15 protein-coding genes are annotated in these 15773 nt (G+C 64.6%); 9 read left to right on the top strand and 6 right to left on the bottom strand.

Translation table 11 applies throughout. The annotated features are described in order from the left end of the window. Positions 1–22 precede the first annotated feature (22 nt). Both AZKH_RS13535 and ompR read right to left on the bottom strand, forming a co-directional pair. The gene (locus tag AZKH_RS13535) at positions 23–1423 is read right to left on the bottom strand and encodes an ATP-binding protein (protein WP_015436348.1); all 1401 of its coding nucleotides are present in this window, start codon (positions 1421–1423) and stop codon (positions 23–25) included. Positions 1424–1451: 28 nt separating this feature from the next. Beyond that, the gene (gene ompR / locus AZKH_RS13530; protein ID WP_015436347.1) at positions 1452–2189 is read right to left on the bottom strand and encodes a two-component system response regulator OmpR; all 738 of its coding nucleotides are present in this window, start codon (positions 2187–2189) and stop codon (positions 1452–1454) included. Positions 2190–2402: 213 nt separating this feature from the next. Here ompR and AZKH_RS27305 point away from each other — a divergent pair, with 213 nt between their 5' ends. From AZKH_RS27305 to AZKH_RS13515, 4 genes are all read left to right on the top strand, one after another. Next, positions 2403–2780, top strand: coding sequence for a hypothetical protein (locus AZKH_RS27305; RefSeq protein WP_156822109.1), 378 nt, complete (start codon positions 2403–2405; stop codon positions 2778–2780). 88 nt (positions 2781–2868) lie between these two features. After that, entirely contained in the window at positions 2869–3561 is a 693-nt protein-coding gene (tsaB, locus tag AZKH_RS13525; RefSeq protein ID WP_015436345.1) for a tRNA (adenosine(37)-N6)-threonylcarbamoyltransferase complex dimerization subunit type 1 TsaB, read from the top strand. Beyond that, the gene (gene rimI / locus AZKH_RS13520; protein WP_015436344.1) at positions 3558–4013 is read left to right on the top strand and encodes a ribosomal protein S18-alanine N-acetyltransferase; all 456 of its coding nucleotides are present in this window, start codon (positions 3558–3560) and stop codon (positions 4011–4013) included. Before tsaB ends, rimI begins: the two co-directional genes overlap by 4 nt. Beyond that, a complete protein-coding gene (locus AZKH_RS13515; protein WP_015436343.1) occupies positions 4010–4861 on the top strand; it encodes a uracil-DNA glycosylase family protein in 852 nt (283 codons plus the stop codon). Before rimI ends, AZKH_RS13515 begins: the two co-directional genes overlap by 4 nt. 21 nt (positions 4862–4882) lie before the next feature. Here the strand turns inward: AZKH_RS13515 and lplT are convergent, their stop codons facing one another. Then, a complete protein-coding gene (gene lplT, locus AZKH_RS13510; protein ID WP_015436342.1) occupies positions 4883–6133 on the bottom strand; it encodes a lysophospholipid transporter LplT in 1251 nt (416 codons plus the stop codon). 178 nt (positions 6134–6311) lie between these two features. Between lplT and AZKH_RS13505 the strand changes: the two genes are divergently transcribed. The 5 genes from AZKH_RS13505 (at position 6312) to AZKH_RS13485 (ending at position 14048) form a co-directional block, all read left to right on the top strand. Beyond that, positions 6312–7229, top strand: coding sequence for a LysR family transcriptional regulator (locus AZKH_RS13505; RefSeq protein WP_015436341.1), 918 nt, complete (start codon positions 6312–6314; stop codon positions 7227–7229). Further along, complete coding sequence (gene radA, locus AZKH_RS13500) at positions 7229–8611, top strand: DNA repair protein RadA (RefSeq protein WP_015436340.1); 1383 nt, start codon at positions 7229–7231, stop codon at positions 8609–8611. The genes AZKH_RS13505 and radA overlap by 1 nt, the downstream gene beginning before the upstream one ends. 150 nt (positions 8612–8761) lie before the next feature. Further along, positions 8762–10243, top strand: a complete 1482-nt coding sequence (locus AZKH_RS13495; RefSeq protein ID WP_015436339.1) for a PAS domain S-box protein — start codon at positions 8762–8764, stop codon at positions 10241–10243. 3 nt (positions 10244–10246) lie between these two features. Further along, entirely contained in the window at positions 10247–10645 is a 399-nt protein-coding gene (locus tag AZKH_RS13490) for a response regulator (RefSeq protein WP_015436338.1), read from the top strand. Between the two features lie 16 nt (positions 10646–10661). Next, positions 10662–14048 carry an EAL domain-containing protein gene (locus AZKH_RS13485; protein WP_015436337.1) on the top strand — a complete coding sequence of 1129 codons (3387 nt, stop codon included), beginning with the start codon at positions 10662–10664 and terminating at the stop codon, positions 14046–14048. Between the two features lie 4 nt (positions 14049–14052). Here the strand turns inward: AZKH_RS13485 and corA are convergent, their stop codons facing one another. The 3 genes from corA to AZKH_RS13470 form a co-directional block, all read right to left on the bottom strand. Further along, entirely contained in the window at positions 14053–15018 is a 966-nt protein-coding gene (corA, locus tag AZKH_RS13480; protein ID WP_015436336.1) for a magnesium/cobalt transporter CorA, read from the bottom strand. A gap of 66 nt (positions 15019–15084) precedes the next feature. Then, on the bottom strand, positions 15085–15483 hold the full coding sequence (locus AZKH_RS13475) for a VOC family protein (RefSeq protein WP_015436335.1): 399 nt from the start codon (positions 15481–15483) through the stop codon (positions 15085–15087). Further along, positions 15480–15758 (bottom strand): SemiSWEET transporter, encoded by a 279-nt coding sequence (locus AZKH_RS13470; protein ID WP_015436334.1) that lies wholly within the window; start codon positions 15756–15758, stop codon positions 15480–15482. Before AZKH_RS13470 ends, AZKH_RS13475 begins: the two co-directional genes overlap by 4 nt. Positions 15759–15773: the final 15 nt, after the last annotated feature.

Here is a 15773-nt window from a genome sequence, read left to right as displayed (position 1 = left end):
TCGGGTCGTTGTACCGACCGGTTCAGGCTTCGCCCAAATCGCTGTCGGCTCCGAGCATTCTAGCCCGGCCGGCGCGTTTCCCATCAAGGGGAAGATGCAGAATTGCCCGCAAGCCGCCGCCTTCCCGCCCGGCGAGTTCCAGCACGCCGTGGTGCGAAGCGATGATGCGCTCGACGATCGCCAGCCCGAGGCCCGCGCCCTTGGTGTTCGAACGGGCGTTTTCGAGGCGGGTAAAGGGGTGTCGCATCCGTTCGCGCTCCCCTTCGGGAATGCCCGGCCCGCGATCGGCGACTTCGACGAGAACCTCATGCTCCCGTCGATCGAGCGTGATGGTGATGGGCTTGTCTTCCCCTGCGTAGCGCACGGCGTTGTCGATGAGGTTCAGTACGGCCCGGCGCAGGGGCAGTGGTCGCACAAGGTGGACAAGGCTTTTCGGCACGTCGAGCGCGATGTTGATGCCGCGGAGCCGATAGGGCTGTGCGATGTCCTGCAGCATCGCGGCGATGTCCGTGGCCTGCATCGGCTCCTGCGGCTCGCCGCGTCCGAAATCGAGAAACTGCCCGATGATCCGGTCCATTTCCTCGACGTCCGCGACCATCGCGAGGACATCCGGCCCCGGCGCGCCGGACATCTCGATTCCGAGCCGCAGGCGCGCGAGCGGAGTGCGCAGGTCGTGCGAGACACCGGCCAGGATCAGTGCGCGGTCGGCGTCCGCGTGCGCGAGGTCGCCGGTCATCTGGTTGAAGGCGCGGGCGACCGTTGCAATTTCGAGCGGACCGGTTTCCGGCAAGTGCGGCGGCGTGTGACCGCTGCCGACGACGCGCGCGGATCGTGCCAGATTGCGTAGCGGAACACTGATCCGCGAGACGATCAGGTAGGCGCCCACGAGCGCGACGAGCAGTGCGCCGCCCCCCCAGGCGAGCCACTCGACGGCATGCGTCTGTTCGAGTCGCTCCGACGGCAGCATGACCCAGAAATCCTGCGCGTCCTCGGGGTCGAGCCGAAAGCTGACCCAGAATCCGTCGAGCGACTTCCAGCGCGCGGCGAACCGGGTGTGCGATCCAAGCTGGCGTCGAACTTCGCCGGTAAGTAGGCGCATGTCGCGCGTGTCGGCTAGGGGGCGCACATCGTCGGAGGGCTCCGCCGGATAGATGCGGATGCCTTCCAGTGCGGCCAACTCGATCAGCAGTTCGGGGCGACGTTCGACTTCGGCATTGATCAGCGCGGTGCGGGTCAGGTTGACGACACTCACGACCATCTGGGCCAAGTCGCGGGCGCGGACCGGATCCTCGAAATGACGAAAGATCTGCGACCACGCCGCCAACGCGAGCGTCAGCAGCAGCGCGATGAGGAAGAAGGTCTGCCACAGCAGGGTACGCGGCAACCATGCCCAAAGCACGCGCGAGCCGATTACGGCCCGCACGGACACTTTGCTGGGGGGGCCGAAAGGTTCAGCTTTCGCTAACAGACTTGCTTTCATCCGGCACGAATACGTACCCGAAGCCCCACACTGTCTGGATATAGCGCGGCTTGGCAGGATCGTCCTCGACGAGCTTGCGCAGGCGGCTGACCTGTACGTCGATGGCGCGGTCGAAGACGCCGTATTCGCGTCCGCGAGCGAGTTCCATCAACTTGTCACGCGAAAGCGGCTGCCGCGGATGCTGCAGGAGCACCTTCAGCAAGGAGAATTCACCGGTCGTCAGGGAGATTTCTTCGCCCTCGCGCGTGAGCGAACGAACGCCGAGATTCACCTGGACCCGGCCGAAGGTGACGATTTCGTCGTCGAGCGTGGGCGCTCCCGGTAGCGACGGCGGCTGACGACGCATGACCGCATGCACGCGGGCGACGAGTTCGCGTGGATTGAAGGGTTTTGGCAAGTAGTCGTCGGCGCCCATTTCGAGCCCGATGATCCGATCGACGTCATCGCCCTTGGCGGTGAGCATGATGATCGGGATCGCGTTCTGGTCGGCTCGCAGCCGACGACAGATTGCCAGACCGTCCTCTCCCGGCAGCATGAGGTCTAGCACCATTACGTCGAAATGTTCGCGCAGGAGTGCGCGGTCCATTCCTGCGGCATCCGTGACCGCCTTGACGGTAAATCCCTGCTCCTGCAGGTATCGCGAGAGAAGTTCGCGCAGGCGCGCGTCGTCGTCGACCAGCAGGACTCGATATCTGATTTTTGCATTCATGGCGACCTATCCTATCCGTTCGGTTTTCTCGATGCCAGCGCTGCAACAGCGCCTTTGCGACTCATGCGGTAACGGTTCGTAAGGGCTTGGGAAATTCGCAACAGATCCTTACGAAACGACGGTCATGACTGCATGTGAGTAGTACCCATCTACCAAAAAGGGAGTATGTTTGGCGCGTCTGCATGGTACACGGGCACTGGGTCAGAGACCGTCATGGAAGTTTCAGAATTCGCATTCGCGCAAAACGCCAGATCGGGGCGAAAGTTATCCCGACTGATTTTTATTGTTGCACAAGCGGCTGCAATTCTTCCATGCATGTACGGTTTCACTGCGACCTCCTCGCGCGCGGCAGAGCCCGGTGCGGTTTCGGCACCCGGAAGAAGGCTTGATTTTGCCCCGCCCCCCGTCTATCAGAAATCCCCGGAACCCCGTAGCGTCGAACTGCGACGGGCATTGATGAGCGGCTCGGAGTCGGCCCGCTCGCAGGTGGAACCCCGGCGGCTGTCCCGCGAAGAGCGCATCACCTTGAATCAGGAACTGCGCGAAGTGCTTCGCGACGCCTATCCGCCACGCGCGGGCGGACGTCCCTGACCCGTTCGAACCCAAGAGCATCGAGCTTCGACGTCCGTCGTCGCGCCGCTCACCCTGATGCGTCGCGTCCCGCTAAAATGGCGGGCTTATGAAAATTCTCGCCATCGAAACCTCGTGCGAACACGCGACGATTGCGTTGCTCGTGGACGACACCCTCGTTGAACGGGTGCTGGAAGGGCACTCGAATCATTCGGAACGTCTCCTTCCCACGCTCCGCGACCTGCTCGCCGAGGCGGCGATTCCCTTGCACGCGCTGGATGCCGTGGCATTTGGCGCCGGACCCGGCGCATTCACCGGTTTGCGACTTGCGTGCGGCGTGGCGCAGGGACTGGGGATGGGTGCGGGAGTGGGCGTCGCACCCGTGTGCAGCCTCGACGCCCTGGCGATGCAGGGAACCGGTGACGCGGTCTTTGTCGCGACCGACGCACGCATGGGCGAGACCTACTCAGCCGCCTATCGCATCGAAGCGGGCATCCCCGCGCCGCTTTCGCAGCCGGTCTGCCGGCCGCCGGAAATGCTGGAATTGCCGCCTGAGGGCAAGTGGTTCGCGCTGGGGTCGGCGTTTCAGGCATACCGGGACAGGATTCCTGCGGGTTTGTTCGATCGCCTGACGACGATCGAGGACCGGGCCGTTCCGCGTGCGGGCGACGTCGCCCGCATCGCAGCGGCCATGGCCGCACGCGGTGTCCTGGTGGCACCCGAACTTGCGGTGCCCTTGTATGTCCGCGACAAGGTGGCGCTGACGACCGCAGAGCGGCTGGCTCGCGGAGGACGCGCTTGAACACCGCGGACCTCGAATTCCTGCCGATGAGCGAAAGCGATCTGCCGTGGGTGATGGAGAACGAGCTCGAATTGCATGCCTTCCCTTGGTCGCCGGGAAATTTTGCCGACTGCCTGAAGGCGGGATACAGCTCGTGGATCATGCGTCGGAACGGCCTGCCCGTTGGATATGCGGTCATGTTGACCGTCGTGGACGAGGCCCATCTGCTGAACATCAGTGTCGCCCGCAGTGCGCAGCGCGAAGGGGCGGGGGCGCGCCTGATGCAGTTTCTTTTTGCCCTGGCCAATCGGCTCGGCGCCTCCCAGTTCTTCCTCGAAGTCCGTCCGTCCAACGCCGCCGCGTTGGCCCTGTACGAACGGCAAGGGTTTTCGGTGATCGGGCGGCGCAAGCGGTATTATCCGGCACCGAACGGCGAGCGGGAGGACGCGATCGTGATGAGGCGGGATTTGTGAGCGCGCGCCGCGGCGCCATCCTGCGGGAGATGGGGCTGGCCCCGATCTGGCGACTGCGCGGCGTCGAGGCGCAGGAAGCGGAAGTGCCGGCTTCGGGGGTGGCTGAAGTTGCGTCCACCGCATCGCCGGAAGCGCCAAGTCATGCACCGCCTGCACCGGCGGTGCCCAAGCTGGCCGAGTTTCTCCCCGCGGCCGACCTCCGGCCGCCAATACCCAACCGCCCTCCGCAGTCAGCGCCCTTGGCACATCCCGTGACCGCAGCGCTCCATCCGGAGCGGGCAAAGCGGATCGCTGCACTCGACTGGGAGGCCCTTGAGGCGGATATCCGTGGCTGCACGGCGTGTCGCCTGTGCGAGCGACGCAAGCAGGCCGTGCCCGGAGTGGGGGACCGGCAGGCGGAATGGATGCTGGTGGGCGAGGGCCCGGGAGCGGAAGAGGACCAGCGCGGCGAGCCCTTCGTCGGAGCAGCGGGCAAGTTGCTGGACGCGATGCTCGCGTCGATCGGGCTGAAACGCGGCGAGGGTGTATATATCGCCAACGCGGTGAAATGCCGCCCGCCGCATAACCGAACGCCGCAGGCGGACGAAATCGAGATGTGCAAGCCGTATCTGGAGCGCCAGATTGCACTGATCCGGCCGCGCATTCTCCTGGCCCTGGGCCGGCCGGCGGCGATGGCGCTGCTCGATACGGAGCTCAGCATTGGCGCCTCGCGCGGCCGCATCTTCCATCGAGACGAGACGCCGGTCGTGATCACGTATCACCCGGCCTATCTGCTGCGCAATCAGGCCGACAAGGCGAAGGCGTGGGAAGATCTGTGCTTTGCGCGCAAGGTGGTCGCCGGCCACTGAACCGGTGGCCGGGCCCGCGCGTCAGTGGGGGTGATCCTCCAGCAGCGCGACGGAGTCGAATTCGCGCTGGTTGAGTTCGTGCTGGCGCTTGACGAGCAGCATCGCGCCCGCGACGAAGACGCCGAACAGCACGATCACGACGTTGATCGACAGGCCGGACTTGATCAGCAGCGCGTACAGGCCGGTCATCACCAAGATCGACAGGTTCTCGTTGAAGTTCTGCACGGCGATCGAGTGGCCGGCGCCCATCAGGATGTGGCCGCGATGCTGGAGCAAGGCGTTCATCGGCACGACAAAGAAGCCGGCGAGGGCGCCGACCAGTACCATCAGGACCATCGCGATCGTCGGCTGCGTGACCGTGACCATCACCATCACGACGAGCCCCATCGCGATCCCGATCGGGATGACGCCGGGCGAGCGGCGCAGGCTGATCAAGCGCGCGGCGAGGGCGGCACCTAGGGCGACGCCGACTGCGACGACCCCCTGCATCATGGATGCCTTCGAGAGGTCGAACTTGAGATTGTGCTCGGCCCACTTGATCACGATGAACTGAAGCGTCGCACCGGCGCCCCAGAACAGCGTGGTGACGGCGAGCGAGATCTGGCCGAGCTTGTCGCGCCACAGCAGCTTGAGGCAGTGGCCGAAGTCGTGCAGCAGATAGACGGGATTGTTCTTGAGCGGCTTGTGGTCGACGCCCGTATCGGGAATGTAGAAGTTGAAGAGACCGGCGAGCAGGTAGAACAGTCCTACGACGGCAATCGCGACCTGGAGCGAGCTGCTGAGGAGCGGAATGTTCAGGCCCGTGAACCAGGCCGCCACGTCGGGTCGAATCAGGACTCCGCCAACCACGGTCCCCAGAATGATCGCCCCGACGGTGAGACCTTCGATCCAGCCGTTGGCGACGACGAGGAGGCGGTGCGGCAGGTATTCGGTGAGGATGCCGTACTTGGCGGGCGAGTAGGCGGCGGCGCCGAGGCCGATCACGGCGTAGGCGAAAAGGGGATGGCTGCCGAAGAGCAGGATCAGGCAGCCTCCGATCTTGATCGTATTGCTGATCAACATCACTCGCCACTTGGGCATCGAGTCGGCGAAGGCTCCGACGAAGGCCGCCAGCAGGACGTAGGAAACGGTGAAGAACAGCTTCAGCAGCGGCTCGTACGTCGCCGGAGCGGCCATCTCGCGGAGCAGAGCGATGGCGATGATGAGCAACGCGTTGTCGGCAAGCGCGGAAAAGAACTGCGCTGCCATGATGATGAAGAAGCCAAGCGGCATCGTGGGGGAGGCGCCCGTCGAACGTGTGAAGGGCGGTTTATATCACGAGCTTTGTAACTTTGTTGTGATTTGACTCATTGTCAGGGCTGATACGTATGTCTCTGCTCGTACGGGTTTTCCCCTGCGATGGCCAACATATGCTTTAATTCAGGTCATAAATCCGACTTATGGAGCAGCAGTGGCCGATCGCAGATTGCAGGTGTTCAGTGCCGTCGCAAAGTACGGCTCATTCACCCGCGCCGCGGAACACCTATTCATGACGCAGCCGGCGGTGACCTTCCAGATCAAGCAGCTGGAAGAGCACTTCAATACTCGCCTGCTGGAGCGTGGGCATGGGCGGGTCACGCTCACGGGGGCGGGCGAGGTGGTGCTGGCCTATGCGGAACGGATCCTCGACCTCTCGGACGAGCTGGACTCGCGCGTATCGGAGCTGACCAGCGAACTCGGCGGAGCGTTGAACATCGGCACGAGCACGACCATCGCGGCCTACTGGTTGCCGCGGCTGCTCGAGACCTTCAAGCGGAAGTTCCCCCGCGTCGTTCCGCGCGTCGTTGTCGGCAACTCGCAGCTCACCGAGGATCGGGTCGCTTCGCGGGAGCTGGATCTCGGGCTGATCGAGATTGTCACCGAGCAACCGGCCGTCGAACGGATCACGGCGACCCACGACGAACTCTTCGTGATCTGCCGACCGGATCATCCGCTCGCGAAACTGGAGCAGGCGACCGCCGCGGACTTGAAGGACCATCCTTTCATCACGCGCGATCCCGGGAACGCGATCCGGCTGCTTGCTGAAAATTTCTTCGCCGCCGCCGACATTCCCCTGGAAGACATCGAGGTTTGTGCCGAGCTTGGCAGCTTGGCGACGGTCAAGCATCTGGCTGCGCAAGGCATGGGTTACGCGATCGCGTCCAAGGCGGCGATTCAGCGGGACATCCGTGAGGGCCGGATTGCCGGCATCCGCCTCGAGCCGCGGCAATACACGCCGCTTGAGGTGATCGTTCCGCGTGACAAGTTCCGTTCGCGACTGATCACGACCTTTGCGGAGCACGCCGTGAGCGAGTTCCGCGCAATGGCGGCCGCCCTCGGAGAGGGTTGATGGCGAAGGCGAAGACGGCGTACGTCTGCACCGAATGCGGTGGGCAGGCGCCGCGCTGGCAGGGGCAGTGTCCTCAATGCCGGGCCTGGAACACGCTCGTCGAGTCGATCGTCGAGCCGGTCGCCACGGCCGCTACGAATCGCTTTGCAGCTCTGGCTGGTGCGACCGGCAAACTGCAGACGCTGGCCGAACTCGAACCGCGGGAGGAGCCGCGTACGCCGACCGGGATCGAGGAATTCGACCGCGTGCTGGGCGGCGGACTCGTTGCGGGCGGCGTCGTGCTGATCGGGGGCGATCCCGGGATCGGCAAGTCGACGCTGCTGTTGCAGGCGCTAGCCGTGCTTGCCGGGGAGCATGCGGCGGTTTACGTGAGCGGCGAGGAGTCCGGGGAACAGGTCGCGCTGCGCGCGCAACGACTTCAGCTCGATCCAGGCAGCCTGCAGTTGCTGCCCGAGATCAACCTCGAACGCATCCTCGCCACGCTCAAGAACACGGCGCCGCGCATTGCCGTGATCGATTCGATCCAGACCGTGTATTCGGAGGCCTTACAGTCGGCGCCGGGCTCGGTGGCGCAGGTGCGCGAATGTGCGGCGCAGCTCACGCGTTTCGCGAAGCAGAGCGGCACGAGCCTCATCATGGTCGGCCACGTGACGAAGGACGGCACGCTCGCGGGGCCGCGCGTGCTGGAGCATATCGTCGATACCGTGCTGTATTTCGAGGGCGACACGCATTCCAGTTTCCGCCTGGTGCGCGCATTCAAGAACCGCTTCGGCGCGGTGAATGAGCTCGGCGTGTTCGCGATGACCGAACGCGGACTGCGCGGGGTGAGCAATCCGTCGGCGATCTTCCTGTCGCAGCATAGCCAGGAGGTGGCGGGCAGTTGCGTGCTGGTGACGCAGGAAGGCACGCGCCCGTTGCTGGTCGAGATCCAGGCGCTGGTCGACAGCGCCCACAGTCCGAATCCGCGGCGTCTGTCGGTGGGACTCGAGCAGAACCGTCTGGCGATGCTGCTCGCGGTGCTGCACCGCCACGCCGGCGTTGTGTGCTTCGATCAGGATGTCTTCGTCAATGCGGTCGGCGGCGTGAAGATCAGCGAACCGGCTGCGGACCTTGCGGTTCTGCTGGCGATCGTGTCGTCGCTGCGCAGCCGCGCCTTGCCACGCGGGCTCGTCGTGTTCGGCGAAGTAGGCCTCGCGGGCGAGATCCGGCCGGCGCCGCGCGGGCAGGAACGGTTGAAGGAAGCGGCGAAGCTGGGTTTCACTGTGGCGATCATCCCACGGGCGAATGCGCCCAAGCAGCCGATCTCCGGCATGCGGGTGATCCCGGTCGACCGGATCGAGGAAGCGATCGAACAGGCGCGCGAGCTCGAAGCCCGTTCGTGATCCATTGCACGCCGCCGGCTCCCGCACCGGGTCAAGTGTTGCAAATTGTTCGTATTCGTGCCCGCATTTCGCTAGAGTGTGATTGACCGACCGCGCCCTGAGCCGCGGTCGGAGCATGGCGGGATTACGCAAGCAGGCGGAGGGTCTTCAATGGCCGACAGGCTCGTTCGTGATTGGACCGTCTACACACCGGACGCGCATATCCTGCTTTCTCCCGACGGCACGGTGCTCGGCTGGGAAGGTGCGGCGCAGCAGGTTTTCGGGTACACCGCCGAGGAAGCGTTGGGCGCAAAGTACGCCGAGCTCGTCGCGCCGCCGGATCGCCTGGGTGAGTTCGACCGTTTCCTCTCGGACACCTGCAACCATGGCCACGCGGGCCTTGAAACACTGAGGCGCAGGAAAGACGGAAATCTGATTTTCGTCGTCCTGTCAGGCAAGCGGATCGATGGTTCCGACCAAACCGAGCATCGGATCGTCCTGACCGAGAAGGATGTGACCGAACTCAAGGCGCGACGCGATGGCCGGGCGCTGGAGCAGCGGTTCGGCGAACTCCTGGAATCGACGCCCGATGGATTGGTGATCAGCAATTCGACGGGCCATATACTCGTCGCCAACGGCCAGGCCGAGCGTCTGTTCGGTTATGGGCCCGGCGAACTGCGGGCACGGCCGGTGGACGATCTGCTCCCCGAGCGCTTCCGCCGACCGCATCTCGGGCATCGAAACCGGTATTTTGAGCAGCCGCGCACGCGGTCGATGGGCAATGGACTCGAGCTGTATGGCCTGCGCAAGGACGGTACGGAGTTCCCCGTCGAGATCAGTCTGAGCCCCCTGAAGAGCGAGGACTCACTGGTTGTGATCAGCGCCATCCGCGATGTCAGCGAGCGGCGGCGTTTCGAACAGGCGCTTCAGGACAAGAATCTCGAGCTGGAGAACGCGAATCGCGCGAAGGATCGTTTCCTGGCGAGCATGAGCCATGAGTTGCGGACGCCGCTCAACGCGGTGATCGGATTCACCGGTACCCTGCTGATGAAGTTGCCGGGCGATATCAACGACGAACAGACGCATCAGCTGCAGTTGATCCGCAGCAGTGCCCGCCACCTGCTCGCGCTGATCAACGATCTGCTCAACCTGGCCAAGATCGAGGCCGGGAAGATGGATCTTCAGCGCGAAGTCGTCGACTGCGCGGCGCTCCTGGACGAGGTCGCCGCGACCTTGCGGCCGCAGGCGACGACGAAGGGCTTATCCTTCGAGCTGGCTCTTCCGGCCGAACCGGCCACGTTCGTCACGGATCGGCGCGCTTTGAGCCAGATACTCATCAACCTGATAAACAATGCGATCAAGTTCACGGAACGCGGGTACGTTCGCGTAGGTCTTTCCGTTAAGGACTTCGGCGGTCAACGGCGATTGAGTGTCGTGGTCGAGGATTCCGGGCCGGGGATCCGGGAGGAGGAACTGGCTACGCTGTTCGAACCCTTCGTGCAGGGTCAGGCATCGCGCAACAAGGGGGGCGAGGGCACGGGACTCGGCCTGCATCTGAGCCGAAAGCTTGCGGCGATACTCGACGGAACCCTGAGTTGCGAATCGGAGCCCGGGGTCGGGTCGAGCTTTACGCTGGTATTGCCGGAGATGTGAAACGTGTCCGCGACGATCCTGATTGCCGAAGACCACATGCCCAGCCTGGAGCTGATGCGCTATCTGCTGAAGGCGAACGGCTATCGGACCTTGATTGCGGAGGACGGTGTGACGGCGGTCGAGATGGCGCGGACCGAGCATCCCGACCTGATCGTCTGCGACTTGCAGATGCCTGGGTTGAACGGATACGAGGTGCTGAATGCGCTGCGGGCGGACCCCGCGCTGAAGGGCGTGAGGATGATCGCGGTGACCGCCTTCTCGATGCTCGGCGATCGGGAGCGAGTGCTGACGGCGGGATTCGACGGCTATTTCTCGAAGCCGATCGAAGCGGAAACCTTTGTCGAGCAAATGGAACCTTTCCTGCCGGTCGAACTGCGGGTACCGCGGGGGCAGAGCTTGTGAGAGCGGGGCGCAGCGAATGGCAAAGATAGCAGTTGTCGACGACGTACCGATCAACCGCGAGTTGTTGACAACGGTCCTGAACGCGCTGGGCCACGAGGTGGTCGAGGCGGCGGACGGGAATGCCGCGCTGGAACTCGTGCGCGAAGTGCACCCGGACCTGGCGATCTGCGACATCCTGATGCCCGAGGTGGACGGCTACGAGTTTGTGCGTCAGTTGCGCGCGGATCCGAGCATCGCGGCGACGCCCGTGATCTTCTACACCGCCTACTACCTCGAATCGGAAGCACGGCAGCTCGCGAACGCCTGTGGTGTCGCCGAGATCCTGACCAAGCCGAGCGAACCGGAGGAGATCATCAAGGTCGTGCGGCGCGTACTCGAAGAAGCCAAGGCAGCCGCTGCACCTGCGGCCGCGCCGCCGGAATTCGACCGCCAGCATCTGCAACTGATCACCGGCAAGCTTTCGGACAAGGTCTCAGAACTCCAGCGCGTGAACACGAAGCTCGAAGCGCTGATCGCGCTGAACCTCCAGATGGCGTCCCAGCGCGACTCGGCGCAGTTGCTCGACCACGTTTGCACGAGCGCACGACAATTGATCGATGCGGAATACGGCAGTATCGCGGTTCGTGCGGCGGGTGGCGACAGCCTGGCGTACGCATGCCACTGCGGCTTTAGCGCGTCGGAACTGGCGGCTCTGGGGCCGGTTGTGCTCGACGACGGCCTCCCGGGCCAGGTGTATCGGTCGCGGCGCGTCGAACGCCGGGTTTATGCGACCGATGCAGCGGCGCGAGAGGCGGGCCTTCCCTCGGGCTATCCGCGCTTGCGTGCGCTGCTCGCCGCGCCGGTGACGTCGCTGACGAATTCCTACGGCTGGATCGTGTTGGGGAACAAGCTGGACGACGAGGCCTTCTCGGAAGGGGACGAAAACCTGTTGCGGATCCTGGCGGCACAGGTCGGGCGGATCTACGAGAACGGCAGCCTCTATGCGAAGGTGCAGGCGTATGCGCGGGAGCTCGAGGCGGAGATCGTGGACCGCGAGCGTGCGCAACGGCTGCTCGCCGCGCAATACACGGTCGCGCGGATCCTCGATGAGGCGACGACGATCGCGGAGGCCGCGCCGCGGCTGCTGGATGCGATCTGCAGCGAGTTGGGGCTTGCGGCGGGGACGCTGTGGAGCGTGGACGAGTTCGGCCGACGCCTGCGCTGCCTCGAAGTGTGGTGCAGGGACGATGAGCACTGTGCCGATTTCGTGGCGCGGACGCGCCAGACGAGTCTCAGGAAGGGGGACGGGCTCGCCGGTCGGGTATGGGAATCGGCCGTGCCGAGGTGGCTCAGCGATCTGACCGACGAGCCGTGGCTGACGGAGAGCAGGAATGCGGCGCCGACGGGCTTCCGCGCGGGGGGAGCGTTCCCGATCCTCGTCCGCGGCGATGTCGCGGGCGTCATCGAGTTCTTCAGCGGCACCGCGGCGGGACCCGACGAGCAGCTGACGGATACGCTCGCCGCACTGGGCGGCCAGATCGGGCAATTCTTCGAGCGGAACGCGCAGCAACAGCGCATCCTGCGGCTGACGCGGGTGTATGCGGTGCTGAGCGGCATCAACTCCGCGATTGTGCGCATCCACGATCGCAAGGAGTTGTTCCGCGAGGCGTGCCGGATCGCGGTCGAACAGGGCGGATTCGGGATCGCGTGGATCGGCAATTTCGACGCCGAGGCGATGGAGGTCGTGCCGGTCGCGTGGGCGGGAGTCGATGAGGCGCTCGGGGCGGAACGTCTGCCGGTTTGCCCCGACAATCTGACCGGGCACGGCGCGGTGAACGGCGCGGTGGTCGGCGGAAAGCCGTTCGTGATCAACGACCTGGAAAAATTCGGCGATCCCGGCAAGCGATGCGCCGAGGCGATGCGGCGTGGCTACCAGTCCGAGGTGGCCTTGCCGCTGATGGTCGAGCGAAGCGTGGTGGCGGTGATGGTACTGTATGCGCACGATCCGGAATTCTTCAATGGGGCGGAACTGCAGTTGCTGGCCGAGCTCGCGAACGACGTGTCCTTTGGGCTGGAGTACATCGGCAAGCAGGACACGCTGTCATATCTGGCGTATCACGACGTTTTGACCGGCCTGTCGAACCGTCCGCACCTGAACGAATGCGTCGGGCAGGCCTTGCAGGCCGCACGCAAGCACCCGGGCGAGAAGGTGGCGGTCGTGCTGTGGAACATCAATCGCTTCCGCAACATCAACGACACCTTCGGCCGGCAGGTGGGAGACCGCGTGCTGCGCGAAATCGCGGACCGCTTCCAGGCGGCGTGGCCCGAGGAAACATGCGTTGCGCGCATCGGCGTGGATCACTTCGCGGCGGTGCATGCGGGCGGCCGCGATATCACCGAGATCGCGCATGTGGTGGAACGCGTGACGCGGGCAGTGGCGCACGAGCCGATCATCGTCGGCGAGCACGAATTGCTGCTGTCGCTGACGGCCGGAATCGCCGTCAACGAAACGGAGGACGAGGACGCGGATGCACTCGTGAAGAACGCCGAGGTGGCGCTGCGCAAGGCGAAGGGGTCGGGTGCGGGCTTCCTCTTCTATGGGCCGGAAATGAACGCGCTGATCGCCGAGACGCTGATGCTCGAGAGCAGGCTGCGCCAGGCGCTGGAGCGCGACGAATTCGTGCTCTATTACCAGCCCAAGACGCACGGTGCGAGCGGGGCGGTGACGGGCCTCGAAGCGCTGATCCGGTGGAACGACCCGCAGAAGGGCTTGATCCAGCCGGGCGTGTTCATCCCCATCCTCGAAGAGACCGGGATGATCCTGGAGGTCGGCGCTTGGGCGATCCGACGTGCAGTGGAGGACCAGGAACGCTGGCGCGCGGAAGGAATCGACCCGCCGCGCGTCGCGGTGAACGTGTCGGCGATCCAGTTGCAGCAGAAGGACTTCGTCGAATCGGTGCGGGTGGCGCTGAACGGCCGTGCGGGCGATTTGCCGCCGGTCGATCTGGAGATCACCGAAAGCATGCTGATGACCGATCTCGAACAGAACATCGTGCGGCTCAGCGAAATCCGGCGCCTCGGGCTCGGCGTGGCGATCGACGATTTCGGGACCGGTTACTCGTCGCTCGGTTATCTGTCGAAGTTGCCGGTCAGCGCGTTGAAGATCGACAAGTCCTTCATCGAGACGATGGCGGCGACGCCGGAGAGCATGACGATCGTGTCGACGATCATCGCACTCGCGCATTCGCTGGATCTCAAGGTGATCGCTGAGGGCGTCGAGCGCGAGGAGCAGGCCAAGTTCCTGAGGCTCTTCCGCTGCAACGAGTTGCAGGGTTTCCTGATCAGCAAGCCGTTGCCGCCGGACGAGGTGGTCGAATTCCTGCGCGACGGGCGCGGCAGCGAAGACTCCCCGCCGGCGGTCTAAGCCTCTACAACCAGCCGGTCCGTCTGAAACGGAAGTAGAGCACCAAGCCAGCGACGGCAATCGTGAGTAGTGCAAAGGGGTAGCCGTAGGCCCAGTCGAGTTCGGGCATGTTATGGAAGTTCATGCCCCAGATGCCGGCGAATGCGGTCACTACCGCAAAAATCCCGGCCCAGGCCGCGAGCTTCTTGTTCACTTCGCCGTCCTCGATCGCGACCATCGACAGGTTGACCTGGATTGCGGTCGCGATCGTGTCGCGGATCGTGTCGAGCGAGGCATTGATGCGCACCAGGTGGTCCGAGACGTCGCGGAAGTATTCGCGGCTGTTCGCGCACACGGCCGGCACACGGCTGCCGGAAAGCTTTCCGGCCGCTTCCATCAGCGGCGCGACGGCGTGCTTGAGGACCATGACCTGGCGCTTCAGGTCGTAGAGCTGTTCGATGTTGTGGCGGGCCGTGCCCTTCACGAAGATCTGGATCTCGATTGCTTCCAGGTCGGACTCCAGCCGGTCGATGATCGGGAAGTAGCGGTCGACGACGGCGTCCATCAGCGCATACAGGACGAAACCCGCCCCCTGCGTGAGCAGGTGGGGCTCGCGTTCGCAGCGCTCGCGCACGCCCAGGAAGTGCTGATGGCTGCGGTTGCGGACCGACAGGACATAGTTGTGGCCGACGAAGACGTCCACCTCACCGACGACGATCTCGTTTCCGTCGTACTCCAGAAGTTGCATCACGACGAAGATCGAATCGCCGTACTCCTCGATCTTCGGGCGCTGGTGACCGTGGCGCGCGTCCTCGACCGCGAGTTCGTGGAGATTGAATTCCTCGGCCATCTTGTCGAGTTCCTCCGGGGTCGCATCGCGCAGCGCGACCCACACGAAGCAGCCCGGTTCGGCGACGTAGTCGCTGATCTCCTCGACGGTCAGGTCGTCGAGCCGGGAGCCGTTCTCGTAGGCGACGCAGTTGATCAACATGTGGGGGGCGCTCCATCTCCGGTTGTTCGCGACATGGTAGGGCCGCCCAAGGCAAACGGGTAGGGACTACGGACGTTCGTAGAGTTCCAGCGGCAGTCCGTCGGGATCGGCGAAGAAGGTGAAGCGGCGGCCGGTGAGTTCGTCGATGCGGACCGGCTCGACGGTCACGCGGAGCGCTTCGAGTGCGCGTAGCGCAGCGTCGAGGTCGGCGACGGCGAAGGCGAGGTGGCGCAGGCCGCAGGCTTCCGGGCGGGAAGGGCGCGGCGGCGGCTCGGGGAAGGAGAAGAGTTCGAGTTGGGTGCCGTCGGGCAGCGCGAGATCGAGCTTCCAGGATTGGCGCTCGGCGCGCCAGGTCTCGGCGAGGACGCGCAGTCCGAGAACTTCGGTGTAGAAGCGCTTCGAGCGCGCGTAATCGGAGCAGATCAGCGCGACGTGATCGACGCCGGAAAGGGCCAGTCCGCTCACCGCTGCCGCTGCCGACGTTCGCGTTCGTAGCGGATCTTCATCGCGAGGATGCTGAGCGCAAAAAAGAGCGTGACGACGTTGGCGAGCAGCACCGGCCATGAGCCGACCAGCACGCCATAGGCGAGCCACAGCGCGACGCCGGTCGAGAACGCGGTGTACATCGACAAGGAAATCGCCCGCGCGTCCCGCGTGCGCCAGATGTGCAGCGCCTGGGGCACGAAGGAGGCGGTGGTCAGGATGGCGGCGAGGTAGCCGATGGCGTCGGTGGGGGTCATGGCGCTTGTGATTGT

Origin of the sequence: Azoarcus sp. KH32C, from assembly GCF_000349945.1 — a bacterium.
In the GTDB taxonomy this organism is placed as follows: Bacteria; Pseudomonadota; Gammaproteobacteria; order Burkholderiales; family Rhodocyclaceae; genus Aromatoleum.
Note: the sequence above shows the minus strand (reverse complement) of the source record. Positions and strands in the feature narration are given on the sequence as shown.

What these genes read in the sequence shown, in the direction of transcription:
- ompR (WP_015436347.1), bottom strand. Translation starts at nt 2,189, where the DNA reads ATGAATGCAAAAATCAGATATCGAGTCCTGCTGGTCGACGACGACGCG.
- AZKH_RS27305 (WP_156822109.1), top strand. Translation starts at nt 2,403, where the DNA reads ATGGAAGTTTCAGAATTCGCATTCGCGCAAAACGCCAGATCGGGGCGA.
- tsaB (WP_015436345.1), top strand. Translation starts at nt 2,869, where the DNA reads ATGAAAATTCTCGCCATCGAAACCTCGTGCGAACACGCGACGATTGCG.
- lplT (WP_015436342.1), bottom strand. Translation starts at nt 6,133, where the DNA reads ATGCCGCTTGGCTTCTTCATCATCATGGCAGCGCAGTTCTTTTCCGCG.
- radA (WP_015436340.1), top strand. Translation starts at nt 7,229, where the DNA reads ATGGCGAAGGCGAAGACGGCGTACGTCTGCACCGAATGCGGTGGGCAG.
- AZKH_RS13495 (WP_015436339.1), top strand. Translation starts at nt 8,762, where the DNA reads ATGGCCGACAGGCTCGTTCGTGATTGGACCGTCTACACACCGGACGCG.
- AZKH_RS13485 (WP_015436337.1), top strand. Translation starts at nt 10,662, where the DNA reads ATGGCAAAGATAGCAGTTGTCGACGACGTACCGATCAACCGCGAGTTG.
- corA (WP_015436336.1), bottom strand. Translation starts at nt 15,018, where the DNA reads ATGTTGATCAACTGCGTCGCCTACGAGAACGGCTCCCGGCTCGACGAC.
- AZKH_RS13470 (WP_015436334.1), bottom strand. Translation starts at nt 15,758, where the DNA reads ATGACCCCCACCGACGCCATCGGCTACCTCGCCGCCATCCTGACCACC.